We start from the raw sequence: 14489 nt of genomic DNA on the forward strand, positions 1-14489 counted from the left end.
TCGTGGCCCTAGGCTTCCTAGTTAGCTACTTATTGCAAAAAGAGAGCTTAGATTCCTTTGTCTTTCAACGAATCAGCTACTGCTTTCAACAGCTCAGCGTCGGTGGATTCGATAATCAGTTCACCTTTGCCATCAGCGCCCTTGAAGGCAATCTTATCGGCTGCAGATTTACTGTCATCTTTAACCCATCCGTCACCCAGAGTGATCTTGTCGCCATGATCTGCTCTGATAGTCAGCACGTTACGGCTATCTGTCATATCCAGAACATCTTTCACACTCAGGTTCTCGATAGAGTGATCAAAACCTTCGCGTGTTAAGTCAAAAGTTTCAATGTTCTTGAACAAGTTTTCAGGCTGACCTGTTTCACCATACTGACCGAAGTCGATATCTTCACCAAAACGCAGCCAAACGGTATCGTCACCGGCGCCACCATCCAACAATGTTTTGCCGTCAAACAGCAAGTTGTCGTTGTCTGCTGTAGCTTTCTGGGAGCTTAGGTTGATATCAAACTCACCTGTTACTCGGTCAGAAACGCTATCACCGTCTTGTGTCCATGCTTCGATCGTCACTTTACCGTTTTGATCTACAGCACTACCGGATTGAACCAAACCAAGATTCAGCACTTGCTCTTGGGTCAAACCAGACAACACGTAACTACCGTCTTCACCACGTTCGATCTGATCTTCTGACAACAATACCCACTTGCCATCAGCATCCATGGTGTAGAACGCAGCGTGCTCACCTAGGCCATCCAACTTCAACGACACAGTTTCTTGTGAAGAGTCTTGGGCCAGCACATTGCCGTCCTTGTCTTTCACAGTTGCATCTGTACGGTCGTGCATGGTCAAGTTCAGATTCAATTTCACAATAGAACCCTCAACACCAAATGCTGCTGCCGCTTCCAAAGAAGCAATGCCGTCAGCAACAGGAGCCACCACTAGATCAAACTTGGCTGAGCTTTCGTTTTGATCTTTGTCTTTCAGTGATTTCTCACCAGACAAGACTGTCAGTTCCAGATCAGTCAAGGTGCCGCTCCAATGTTTTGGAGGCAGAATGGAGATCTCGGGCACTTTGCCATTCACAGTTGGGATAGTCCACATACCGTCAGCATTGGTCGCCAATACTGCCTTACCGCTTGCGTCGGTGTAGTACACCAAGAAGTCATTTGGCAAGTTATCCAGACGTACGCTATGTACCTCTTCGTCAGCATCCAACAAGCCTTTACCTGTGATATCCAGAGTAATTGCACCTTTAGGCGCATTGTTAGCAACTTCTTTACCGTTCACGATAAAGTTACCGCCTTCGACTTCCTGTTTACCTACGGTCACTTCGTAGCCGTTGTTAACGATCTCTATAGTCTCTTTACCGGAGCCTGTAGAGCCTACCCACTGCTCTGTACCGTCCGCTGCTGTGGCACCTTGTTCTTTGGTTTGCACAGAAACGTCAAGACTGATTTCTTTACCGCCTTTCAATGGCGCATCAGGCGTGAACACCAGGTCGAACTCCAAGCTTTCGCCTTGAGACAAGCCGGCTTTCTGGTCATCAGTTAATGGCAAGATCCAGTTGCCATCTTGGTCTTTGGACAGCACTTCACCATTGAACGTGAAGGTACCATCTACGTCTGCTTTCAGCAGTACGGTGTCACCAACCAAGATGAACGAATCCACCACGTTAGTCACGGTAATGGTCACGCCCAAGTCTTTACCTTCTTGAGGACCACTTTCTTTACCTTCATCAACGGTATAGAAATCTACAGACACAGCCGCTTTATCGGTTTGAGGAGCAACAGGAATATCATCCATTTGCACCTCACCAGAACCTTGTTTGCCGCTAGGCAGAACAACGTTAACGGTTGCATCGATAGAGAAGTCACCGCCTTTCTGGCTGTTGAAGTCCTGAGGAGGAGTCACCACGATCTGACCCAACAGGTCATTCAAGTCTTGCGGCGTACCAGTGGACTTGATGATCCATACTTCGTTGCCATCACCGTCTACGGATGCACGGAAGATTTCCACGCCGGCAGGAACCTCGAACTCGGTACCTGCTGGTGTAGTCAGCACGATGCTGTAGTCCGCTGTAGGCTGACCTGCAGGCAAGCCCAACTCAACGTTCAACAACTCGCCCAACTTGAATGGTGTGTCTTCAGTCGCTGCGAAGTCTGGGTTACGTGTGACATCCAGATCAATGATCTCTACGCCTGGGCCGCCTGTACCTTCTACGGTAACTTTGCCACCTACAGAAGCAGACTCAGTGTTATGAGCACCTTTGTCTTGGCTGATACCAGTCACGGTCAACGGCTGATCTTTAACACCAACCACATCACCTTTCACGTCGAAAATTACATTGACGTTCAGTTTGCCATCGGCACCGAAGCTTGGACGCTCATCGTTAGACAAGGTCACAACCCATTTACCTGGGCCAACCAATGTCGCACTACCGATTACCTGACCACCGACCTCAACACCATTCACGACAACGCCATCAGGCACACCGTCGATCACAAACTGAGTCAGTTGCTCACTACCGTCAGTGTCATCGTGTTTAGTCAGAGTGACACCAACTTTGGTCTCGCCGTTGTTGCTCAATACCAAGCTGTTATCAGGATCAGCCGCAGTCCACTCGCCTGACAGTTTGTCAGTCACAGGGGTCACGGTGATGGCATATTCGCCATCAGACTGCACAGGTTTGGATGTCAATTTGCCATCGTTACTGTGGTCAATCACGTCAAACTTGATGTTCAGTTTGAAGGAGCCGCCATCGTTGTGCGCAAAGTTAGCACCTGCTTCTGCAGTAACTTTACCCAACAGATCCTGAGGGATCTTGTAGTACGACTTACCATCAATAACTTCTACATCCAAGCCGCTGTCAGCAATAGGTTTACCGTTGATGAACAACTGCAAGCCGCCTTCTTGTGCGAACTGCGCCAACTGAGCGATATCCAAGTAAACCGCAGAGACTTCTTCGTTGTCATCACCATTGGCTGGGATTTGCAGTGTGAAGTCTAGGTTGCCACGTGTGTCTTCATCAAACGTAGCGCCTGGGTTCAACACAGGGTTCGCTTCAGGAGTAGGTGTGATCACTACTACATCACCAAATGGTTTAGTGATGGAAGTGGAGTCACCGTCTTTCTCTGTAGCAATCGCTGTCAACGAACCTGGCAAGTTACCGCTGTAGTGTTCAGGTGTATGAATCTTCACGTTTTGCAGCTGTTCTGCTGTGAATGTCCACACACGTTGCTCACCCTCACCACCGGAGAAGGTCGCGCCTTCTACCCAGAAGCCATCAGGCAAACCGGAGATCTTGAAGCTCAGCGTTTCGGAACCATCAGTGTCAGTCAACTCGGCTGTCACGAAGTCTTTCAGAGCAATCGCACCCGGAGTGGCCGAACCATGGCCATCCAACGCACCTTCTTCGTAGGTAGTTGGTTTCAGCACCAAGGTAGGCATGTCCGCAACGCCTTTGACGTCTACAGACAAAGTCTTCCCAGCACTCCACTCAGATGTGCTTTCGTAACCGCCCCACTTGTCTTCAGTTTGTGCCTGTACTTTCAGGTCAAACTTACCGCTTTGGTCTGCAGGAGGTGTGAATACCAATGGTTTGGAGCTGTCGAAGTTTTTAATCGTCGCTACACCACCAATGATTTCCACAGGCTGACCGTCGTAAGTCAGTGTAGAACCTGCTGGCAAATCAGAGATCTTGACGTTGAATGTCTCGCTAGGATCCTTGCTTGTAGGATTGATAAACAATGGAATACCACTGTCCTCGTTACCATGCGCAGGGTTCACACCAATACTCTGGATACCGTCAGCAACAGGTTTCACCACTATGCCATTCAGCCACTCTTGACCAGAAACAGCGACATCGTACCCACCGTCGTTATCCTCGTCGTAGTCTACCGTTTGAGCTTGGAAACCAATTTTGAACTCACCGGATACATCTTCAGGTGCTCTAAATTGCAGCGTATCTAGGTATTGCACAGGGATTGCTACGGGGTTCTCACCGTCGTAAACCACTTCAACCCATGTGTTGCCACCGTCAGTGGAGTAACGGAAAGTAGCGCCTGCAGCAGACTCACCCGGCTCACCATCTACCAACACAGGAGTGAAGAGACCGTAAGTATCTTCGGAACCACCATTTTCTTTACCATCTTCGTTTTTCCAACCATCGCCCAATGCAATACTGCCTTGGTTCAAGTTGAACCATGTGTCTTCATTTACAGCAATATCGCGGCCATAACCCTCACCCTCGCTGTGGCCCGCAGTCATGGTCAAATCAGACTTATTGTTGCCATCGGAATCTTTACCGATTTCTTCAGCAACTGGCGTTACTTTGATGTGTACTGGCAGGTCTTTAGTAACGGTACTTTCTTTCTCAATACCATTCACAACGTTGGTGTCTTTGGATGTCACACGCAACGTGATGTCGGCATCTTTACTGCTGTGAGCAGGCGGCACTACGGTGTAACCACCCCAACCTTCTGCATCCACAACGCTTTGAGGAACATCAAAACTGAAGGTGTCGCCATTTTGGGTCAATGCCACTTCATTACCATTGGCATCTTTAACGATCCAACCCTCAGGAATACCGTTCACCGTAATAGCAGTGATGTGCTCGCCATGACCAGCAGGAGCATCGCTGTTGTCGTCAGTGACTTTCAAACCAGCCATGAATGCAACGGCTGTGTCTTCTTTGGTGGTCACATCAGGCGCCCATACGTCACCCGCTTCTGGGTTCACGAACAGTGTCAAGTCGATGCTGCTTTCTTCGCGTTCGCCCTTAGCATCAGTCGCGTCTGGATCGCGATCCTGAGCCACAAAAGTGACCGTCGCTTTCACATCACCACTGAAGTCTTTAGGCAACTTCACGTGCATATCAGGCACTTTATCTGGCGATGTGCTCAAACCATTTGCAGGCACCTTGATCATGCCATTGGCATCGGCTTTGTACGTTGTACCACCGCTAACAATGACAGAACCCTCAGGCAAACCAGTCACTTCGAACCAGCGCTCTTCACTACCGTCAAAGTCACCCTTGCCATTACCATCACCTGGGCGACCATCTTCGTAGTCATTAGGGAACGATACTTTCAAGTAGTCTTTAAGGTTCAATGGGCGGTCTTCAGTGACTTCCATCGTCAATGCTTTGCCGGGAGGCGTGGAGTCATTACCAATTTCCAATTTAATTGGATCAGTAACAGCTTGTACCTCTACCTTCACATCAGCGTGTGTTGTAGCGCCCGGGACATTTGGCAATGGTCTGCCATTGTCATCAACCTCGTAGCTGGTGACTTCTGTACGTACAGTGAAGTTCTCACCAGTTTCTGCTGGAGGTTGAATCTGGATACTTTCGAACTGCTCGCTGGTGATCTTCAAGTAAGAAGGGTCATCCAAGCCAGAAATGTGCGAACCATCAGTCAACACCACTTTCAGAATGCCTGCATCGCCACGAATGTTCACTTCGTGACCACTAGGATCCTTAACAAGGGCACCATCTGCAGTCATGGTGATCGTAGTACCGTCGCTTAGTTTCAGCACGGAACCCAACGGCAAATCACGCAAGGTGATCGCACCCAACAACTCTGGGTTATCGCCCGCACCTGCACCGTTATGATCAACGTCATCGGTCACTTTAGGTGCTTTCAGCCCTAACGCTACCCACTCGTCTTCATTCACTTTTACGACGTCATTTTTCGCAGTGTACTCAGGCGCATCGGCAACTGGATTGATCGTGAAGGTCAGTTTACCTTCAGCAGTCAGGCCTGTTTCTTTGCCATTGTTAGGCTCTTGCACCACGTAAGTGATAGGAGGCACTTCACCCGAGTAATTAGGCTTCGGTGTGAACTCGTAGCTACCGTCTTTATTGATGACGAAAGTACCTACTTCTTTACCATCAACGGTAACAGGCACAGCTTTGCCCACATCACCGTCAGTGTAAGTTTTACCGCCTACTGTGAAGCTGATAACGGTAAGCTCACCACCTTCTGGGTTCTCAGAACCATCCAGAACGTTACCCACTTTGGAATTGTGGTTTACGCCTTCAGTTGGATCTTCGTCAAAGTTCACAGTCTGATCTTTAACGGTAGGAGCATCGTTGGTACCGTTGATCACCACAGTGATGGTTTCTTTGTTCCACGCACCTTCAGGGTCACGTACCAGCACTTCAAATTTCTCTTCGTGCTTGTCACCCAGACCCAATGCTTGTGTCGCTTTGGAATCGTTATCCAGCTTGTACGTCCACAGACCTGTTTCACTGTTCAAGGTCAATGTGCCGTATTCAGTTTTGATGGTTTGCGTTGTGCCTTCCAACACCTTGCCATCTTGCTGCAAGTGCCAGGTCAACTGCTCTGTATGGCCGTTATCAACGTCCGTACCCACCAACACACCACTCACACTAGACTCGCCTGCTACAGGTTTGCCATCTTGGTCGTGACCAGCCTCAATGACCTCACCGCCCAATACGGATTTGTCAGAGATTTCTGGACGATCGTTAGTACCCTGTACATTGATAGTCAATGTAGAAGAGCTACTAGCCTTGCCATCGCTGGCTGTGTAGTTGAAGACTTCTTTAACTTTGTCAGAAGAAGTCAGGCTCTGAGTGGCTTTACGTGTGTTATCCAGCGTGTAGGTGTACGTGCCGTCAGCGTGAATCACCAATGTACCGTAGATACCATCTACAGTAATGGAGCCATCGCTACCTTTAGTACCCTCTTTGCCATCTAAAGAAGCACCAACAATAGTCAGCGTGTCGTTGGCGTCAACGTCAGTCACGTGATCTTTAATCAGATCGCCAGTAGCTGTCTGTGTACCTTTGAACTCGGCGTTTGGATCTTTGCTGCCATCCGCTTTCACACCGCTTTCCACGACATCACCGGTTGCTGCTGTCGCAACAGGAGCATCGTTGGTACCGTTGATGGTCACGGTGATAACTTTGGTGTCTGTACCACCATTGCCGTCATCAACAGTCACTTCAATCGTTTCGGTCAGTGTCTCGCCTTCGCCCAACGCCTGTACTTTAGGATCGTCGTTGTTCAGCTCGTACGTCCATTTACCGTTCTGGTCGATCGTGAACTTACCGTGGTTACCCGCAGACTCAGTCGTACCTTTGTTGCCGAAGTACCAGTCGTGGGTGTCTTTCAAATCCACGTCTTCTTTGGTCAACTGGCCACCTGTGGTCAGTGCGCCGTCTTCGGTCACTTCACCTTCCACTACACCGCTCATGATTGGCGCATCGTTTGTACCAACAATGGTTACAACGATTTCCTGGGTCACAGAACCACCTTTGCCATCCGAGATGGTCACGGTGTATTTCTGCTCCAGCGTTTCGCCTGCCGCCAAATGGTCTACATCCGCATCATTCACGGTGAAGGTCCATGTCAGCTCTTTAGTGGCTGGATCAATTGGGCCCAATGTCAGCTTGCCCAAGAAGTCTTGGCCAGCTTCTGGGTTTTCAGACACAGATGCTGTGTGTGTGTCGTTAGCATCGGCATCGGAGAACTTGATCTTGCCACCGGTGGTCAGATCGTCAATGTTCTCACCTGGCTGTTTGTCACCAATCTCTACTACTTCACCTTTATCGTCAGTACCGGAAGCGTCAATCACTGGCACATCATTAGTACCGTTGATGGTCACGGTGATAACTTTGGTGTCTGTACCACCATTGCCGTCATCAACAGTCACTTCAATCGTTTCGGTCAGTGTCTCGCCTTCGCCCAACGCCTGTACTTTAGGATCGTCGTTGTTCAGCTCGTACGTCCATTTACCGTTCTGGTCGATCGTGAACTTACCGTGGTTACCCGCAGACTCAGTCGTACCTTTGTTGCCGAAGTACCAGTCGTGGGTGTCTTTCAAATCCACGTCTTCTTTGGTCAACTGGCCACCTGTGGTCAGTGCGCCGTCTTCGGTCACTTCACCTTCCACTACACCGCTCATGATTGGCGCATCGTTTGTACCAACAATGGTTACAACGATTTCCTGGGTCACAGAACCACCTTTGCCATCAGAGATGGTCACGGTGTATTTCTGCTCCAGCGTTTCGCCTGCCGCCAAATGGTCTACATCCGCATCATTCACGGTGAAGGTCCATGTCAGCTCTTTAGTGGCTGGATCAATTGGGCCCAATGTCAGGCTACCCAAGAAGTCTTGGCCAGCTTCTGGGTTTTCAGACACCGATGCTGTGTGTGTATCGTTCGCATCAGTATCGGAGAACTTGATCTTGCCACCGGTGGTCAGATCGTCAATGTTCTCACCTGGCTGTTTGTCGCCAATCTCTACTACTTCACCTTTATCGTCAGTACCGGAAGCGTCAATCACTGGCACATCATTAGTACCGTTGATGGTCACGGTGATAACTTTGGTGTCTGTACCACCATTGCCGTCATCAACAGTCACTTCAATCGTTTCGGTCAGTGTCTCGCCTTCGCCCAACGCCTGTACTTTAGGATCGTCGTTGTTCAGCTCGTACGTCCATTTACCGTTCTGGTCGATCGTGAACTTACCGTGGTTACCCGCAGACTCAGTCGTACCTTTGTTGCCGAAGTACCAGTCGTGGGTGTCTTTCAAATCCACGTCTTCTTTGGTCAACTGGCCTCCTGTGGTCAGTGCGCCGTCTTCGGTCACTTCGCCTTCCACTACACCGCTCATGATTGGCGCATCGTTTGTACCAACAATGGTTACAACGATTTCCTGGGTCACAGAACCACCTTTGCCATCAGAGATGGTCACGGTGTATTTCTGCTCCAGCGTTTCGCCTGCCGCCAAATGGTCTACATCCGCATCATTCACGGTGAAGGTCCATGTCAGCTCTTTAGTGGCTGGATCAATTGGGCCCAATGTCAGGCTACCCAAGAAGTCTTGGCCAGCTTCTGGGTTTTCAGACACCGATGCTGTGTGTGTATCGTTCGCATCAGTATCGGAGAACTTGATCTTGCCACCGGTGGTCAGATCGTCAATGTTCTCACCTGGCTGTTTGTCGCCAATCTCTACTACTTCACCTTTATCGTCAGTACCGGAAGCGTCAATCACTGGCACATCATTAGTACCGTTGATGGTCACGGTGATAACTTTGGTGTCTGTACCACCATTGCCGTCATCAACAGTCACTTCAATCGTTTCGGTCAGTGTCTCGCCTTCACCCAACGCCTGTACTTTAGGATCGTCGTTGTTCAGCTCGTACGTCCATTTACCGTTCTGGTCGATCGTGAACTTACCGTGGTTACCCGCAGACTCAGTCGTACCTTTGTTGCCGAAGTACCAGTCGTGGGTGTCTTTCAAATCCACGTCTTCTTTGGTCAACTGGCCTCCTGTGGTCAGTGCGCCGTCTTCGGTCACTTCGCCTTCCACTACACCGCTCATGATTGGCGCATCGTTTGTACCAACAATGGTTACAACGATTTCCTGGGTCACAGAACCACCTTTGCCATCAGAGATGGTCACGGTGTATTTCTGCTCCAGCGTTTCGCCTGCCGCCAAATGGTCTACATCCGCATCATTCACGGTGAAGGTCCATGTCAGCTCTTTAGTCACTGGGTCGATTGGGCCCAGTGTCAGGCTACCCAAGAAGTCTTGGCCAGCTTCTGGGTTGGCTGTCAGCGTTGCTGTGTGACTATCGGTCACGTCTACATCAGTGAACGTAATTTTGCCGCCTGTAGTCAGGTCTGCAACATTTTCACCAGGCTGGTTATCGCCGATCTCAGTCACAGTACCTGCAGCATCGGTATTAGCTGCATCGATCACTGGAGCATCGTTCGTACCAACAATGGTCACAACGATTTCTTGAGTCGCAAAACCACCGTTGCCATCGGCAATGGTCACGGTGTATTTCTGTACTAACTTCTCACCTGCTGCCAAGTAATCAACGTCAGCATCATTAACAGTGAAAGTCCAAGTCAGCTCTTTAGTCGCTGGATCAATAGCACCTAATGTCAGGTTGCCCAAGAACTGTTGGCCAGCTTCTGGGTTTGCTGTCAACGTTGCTGTGTGGCTATCGGCCACGTCCACATCGGTAAACGTAATTTTGCCGCCTGTAGTCAGGTCTGCAACGTTTTCGCCCGGCGCATTGTCCTCAATCTCGGTCACAGTGCCTGCAGCATCTGTATTCGCTGTATCAATCACTGGAGCATCGTTCGTACCAACAATGGTCACCACGATTTCTTGAGTCGCAAAACCACCTTTGCCATCAGAGATGGTCACAGTGTATTTCTGCACCAGTTTTTCACCCGCTGCCAAGTGATCTACGTCAGCATCGTTAACTTTGAATTCCCACGTTAACGTTTTAGTCGCTGGATCAATAGCACCCAAGGTCAGTTCGCCCAAGAATGTTTGGCCGGCTTCTGGGTTTGCTGTCAACGTTGCTGTGTGGCTGTCGGATGCATCTACATCGGTAAACGTGATTTTGCCGCCTGTAGTCAGGTCAACAACGTTTTCGCCCGGTGCATTATCTTCGATTTCAACTACAGTGCCTTCACCATCTGTACCTGCACCGCTAATCACTGGTGCATCGTTAGTACCAGTAATAGTGATGACTAGTTTGGCTTTATCAGTACCACCCTCACCATCGCTGATGGTGTACTCGAACTCAACCGTGGTGGTTTCGCCTTCGGCCAAGTAATCAAAATCAGTACCTGGAGTAAAGGTGTAGCTACCGTCTGGTTTTACAACCAGCGTGCCGCCGTTGCTACCAGGGATAGGCGTACCCGGAGCGACGCTCAGACCATCGGCGTTTTCGATACCGGTAACAACCAAATCATCGCCATCAGGGTCAACGTCGTTGCTTAACAGGCCTTTATCTTTAGGCACTTCCAGTACGGTATTTTCTTCTGTTGTACCGTGGTCATCTGCCGCTTCTGGAGGAGGGTTCAGCGCTGTCCATGTAAATGGCAAATCTACGCTGCCACCGTAAGGATCTTTGGCAGTTACCACAACGGTGTACACGCCCCCTTGGCCACCTTGGCTAGCGCTACGATCCAACGTACCGGAAATCACACCAGTGTTAGGGTCAATAGTCAGGCCTGGAGGCAAACCAGTAGCAGTAAAGGTCAACGGATGACCATCTGGGTCGGAGAAGTATTGACCAATATTCAGGCCAGTCACTGTTTCGCTGTCGTTGTTGACTTGTTTCAATTCCAAGTCAGCAGGCAATGTGTATTCGGGGTCGTTATTGCGACCGTAGCCAGCCAAACGTGGCAGCTCTTCTTCTGGGCGAATTGGTTTGGGGTAAGCCAATGCCAAAGGTGTTGTAGGCTCGATAATGCTGGCCAAGCGTGTAAAACTGCTACCACCATCATCACCGCCAGCGCCACTGTTCACAGCAGCAGTAGGATCCAACTGTTCAAATGGATCCTCACCTGCTTGCAATGCCGCCAATACGCGGGCTGCTGCAGGGTCCATTTGGGCAGGAACTGTTTGCGCACTTGGGTCAACATCATTGTTGGCCATGTCATCGCTTACCTGCAACTGACGGTTTTCACCTAAAGTGATAGGCTCCATGCCATCACCCTGCAGTTGTACAGAAGCACCGCTATCTGTCACAACTTCAGCGTTCGCTGGTACACGCATGCCTTCACGCAGCTGCAACAGCGAACCATCTGCTTGGCGAACCCAAGCATTTCCAGCAACTTTTCCTACAAGAACTGTATCCATAGACCTTCCCGCTATGCTCCAATGAATATGCGAGGTGGATTACCTCGCATACCTAGAATCAGTGATAGTAATAACCCCAATATACGGAGCACTGCAGCGGCTGGGTATTGTCGTCAACGACAGGTTCAAGTTCAGTTATCATTTATTGACATTGCATTGTCATAAATGCCTTGTGCTCATCCGTCCAATTCTGGACACCACTCATTTTTGCAGTCTTGCTATGGCTTTTATTCTTGTTAGCTCCTGTTTGTTGGGAAGCCCCGTGCGGTATGACGCTTCCCATAAACGCTCTCACCATGATGCTTTACAACGCTGGATTGCCGACGGAAAAGTCATTGCCGTGTGCCCTGAACTAGCAGGTGGCCTACCTGTACCGCGCCCTTCTGCAGAAATTTCTCGTGCCGCTGGGGGCAAAGCTGTATGGCTACAACAAGCACATGTGGTAGATAACCAAGGAGCCGACGTCACCCCCGCGTTTGTTACTGGGGCAGAAGAAGCACTACGTTTGGCTCAGCAGTACAACATTCAAATTGCTATCTTGAAAGAAGGCAGCCCCTCCTGTGGATCATCACAAATCTACGATGGTTCATTTAGTGGCAACCGAATTCCCGGTGCGGGAGTCACTACTACTCTATTACGCGAAGCTGGCTTGCATGTGTTTAGTGAAGAGCAAATTGACCAAGCACACACCCTGCTACAGCAGCTAGAACAGTTATCTCAAGACAAGTAGTAGGCCAATACCCGCCCCCACACATCCTTCAGATACAAAAAAACGGGCCACCTTTTGAGTGGCCCGTTTTAATTCAATACTTAGCGAATACCGTGTACTTTCAGACTCAACATTAAACGATCTGTTACATGGAGCTTCTCAAAAACTGCGGATAAGTGGGCACGAACTGTGCGCTCACTAATACCGAGGTCATCAGCAATCAACTGATTGGAGTGACCTAATGCAGCACGCTGTGCTACATCAATTTCTCGTGCCGTCAAACCAATATGCCAAACAGGGTTAGTGTTTTCTGGCAATTGATGACCAATAGTGCTCAGCAGTCGGCTTAACAAACTTTGGCCTACCCACACTTCACCGGCTTGTACGTGCTCCAACACGCGTTCCAACGTAGGGATAGGTGCATACGCATGAATGTAGCCACGCGCACCAGCGGCCAACACCTGTTGGCCTTCCACATCATTAGGCGATGTGCTCGCCACCACACACTGCATACCCGCACTTACATCGGCCCACTGACTGTCTTGCCACAGTTTCAAGGCATGATCGATCACCACTAACTGACGGCCAGACTGTTTCCAACGCTGCAAATCTTCAAGGTTATGACCTCTAGCCAGCATCCAGTGAGATGCCGGTAAAGCACGCCAATGCTGCCAAAGATAATCATCGTTGCTGAGCATTAAAACAGAAACTACTTGCTGCATGCGGCAATTCCCTCGTTCAAAGATCGTGACGGTTCTTGATAACCGCCGCTAATGCCTGTTTTATATAGAACAGGCTCTTGGCACTACCTTAGCGTTCAGTAAACGCGTTGGCTCGTGCTCGCAAAATAGGCTTCAACAGATACTGCATAACCGTACGCTTACCTGTCAGGATGTGCACCTCGGCTACCATCCCTGGCAAAATGGGGCGTTTATCTTCACCCACATAAGCCTGATCAGTACGTACTTTGGCAATATAGAAAGCGTTGCCCTTTTCATCGACTATCGTGTCAGCACTGGTTTGCTCTAGCTCACCCGACAAACCGCCATACACCGCAAAGTCATACGCCGTGAACTTCACTTCTGCTTTCTGTCCGGCATGCAAGAAACCAATATCTTTAGGATTAATACGTACCTCTAACAGCAACGTATCGTCGGATGGCACAATCTCAATAATGTCTTTACCTGGCTGCACCACACCACCTACGGTGTTGGCGTACAAACTTTTAATTGTGCCGCGTACTGGTGAGCGCACTTCAGCCAAACGCACACGGTCTACCAGCGCCAACTGACCTTGCTCCAGCGAAGACAACTTGCCACGTGTGTCGGCCAACTCGGTACGAGCTTGGTTGCGGAAAGTAATTTCCACTTCGCTCAACCGGCTTTGTGCTTCTTCAATAGAGGCTTCGATCCTGTGAATCTGTGCCGCTGCTGCTTTTTGCTCACCACAGTAACGCGCCACATCACGTTGCAAACGTAGCAAGTCCACTTCAGATACCGCACCGCTTTGCAACAAGGGGCGTGTCATCTGTAACTCACGCGATGTCAGGCCACAGCTAGATGCGGCTTGATCACGGTTCGCTTGTGTCTCGCGCAGTTCTTCACGGCGTTGACGCAATTGATCGTTAGCCACTTGCAAGTTGGTGCGCAGCTCTTCCGTGCGCGACATCCATACATTGCGCTCGGTTTCAGCGATGTTCGGGGCTTTCTCTAGCACCTCTTCAGGCATCTTCAATGGCTCACCCGTCGCAATTGCCTCTAAACGCGCGGCCTTCGCCATCAATGCCAAACTTTCCGCTTGGTTTTCACCCAATGAAGACGAGTAACGCGTAGGGTCTATGCGCAGCATAACCTCGCCCTCTTCCACCATCTGACCTGGGCGTACCAGAATTTCTTCCACTACCCCGCCATCCAGACTTTGAATCACCTGCACCTGACGAGACGGCACCACTTTGCCCTCACCACGTACCACTTCATCAATCCACGCAAACGATGCCCAAACAACTAGCACGACGATAACGAGCAAGGAGATCCAGACCAACAAACGTGATCCTTTCACATCCTGATGCTCCAGCGCCCACTTGGCGTTATCTGCCATGTTGCGTGATGGTGGCGTTAGTTGGTCTTGGCCTAGCTTCTTAAACC

The 14489-nt window shown here is 49.9% G+C and carries 4 protein-coding genes; 1 reads left to right on the forward strand and 3 read right to left on the reverse strand.

Features of this window, described 5'->3' with window-relative positions; all coding sequences use genetic code 11:
- Positions 1 to 47 precede the first annotated feature (47 nt).
- A complete protein-coding gene (locus AC3QL0_RS16535; RefSeq protein ID WP_493009444.1) occupies positions 48 to 11636 on the reverse strand; it encodes a retention module-containing protein in 11589 nt (3862 codons plus the stop codon).
- Positions 11637 to 11856: 220 nt separating this feature from the next.
- On the opposite strand from AC3QL0_RS16535, the gene AC3QL0_RS16540 reads away from it, so the two are divergent.
- Positions 11857 to 12366 (forward strand): 2-thiouracil desulfurase family protein, encoded by a 510-nt coding sequence (locus tag AC3QL0_RS16540; RefSeq protein WP_493009445.1) that lies wholly within the window; start codon positions 11857 to 11859, stop codon positions 12364 to 12366.
- A gap of 80 nt (positions 12367 to 12446) precedes the next feature.
- On the opposite strand, the gene AC3QL0_RS16545 is transcribed toward AC3QL0_RS16540, so the two are convergent.
- Both AC3QL0_RS16545 and AC3QL0_RS16550 read right to left on the reverse strand, forming a co-directional pair.
- Positions 12447 to 13067, reverse strand: a complete 621-nt coding sequence (locus AC3QL0_RS16545) for a helix-turn-helix transcriptional regulator (RefSeq protein ID WP_135866245.1) — start codon at positions 13065 to 13067, stop codon at positions 12447 to 12449.
- Between the two features lie 88 nt (positions 13068 to 13155).
- Positions 13156 to 14442, reverse strand: a complete 1287-nt coding sequence (locus AC3QL0_RS16550; protein WP_493011020.1) for an HlyD family type I secretion periplasmic adaptor subunit — start codon at positions 14440 to 14442, stop codon at positions 13156 to 13158.
- Positions 14443 to 14489: the final 47 nt, after the last annotated feature.

The organism is Paenalcaligenes sp. GW821-LYS-B07-1, from assembly GCF_058803365.1.

Bases quoted from the DNA above. Each gene is read 5' to 3' on its own strand.
- AC3QL0_RS16535 (WP_493009444.1), bottom strand. From the start codon at position 11,636: ATGGATACAGTTCTTGTAGGAAAAGTTGCTGGAAATGCTTGGGTTCGC.
- AC3QL0_RS16540 (WP_493009445.1), top strand. From the start codon at position 11,857: ATGGCTTTTATTCTTGTTAGCTCCTGTTTGTTGGGAAGCCCCGTGCGG.
- AC3QL0_RS16545 (WP_135866245.1), bottom strand. From the start codon at position 13,067: ATGCAGCAAGTAGTTTCTGTTTTAATGCTCAGCAACGATGATTATCTT.
- AC3QL0_RS16550 (WP_493011020.1), bottom strand. From the start codon at position 14,442: ATGGCAGATAACGCCAAGTGGGCGCTGGAGCATCAGGATGTGAAAGGA.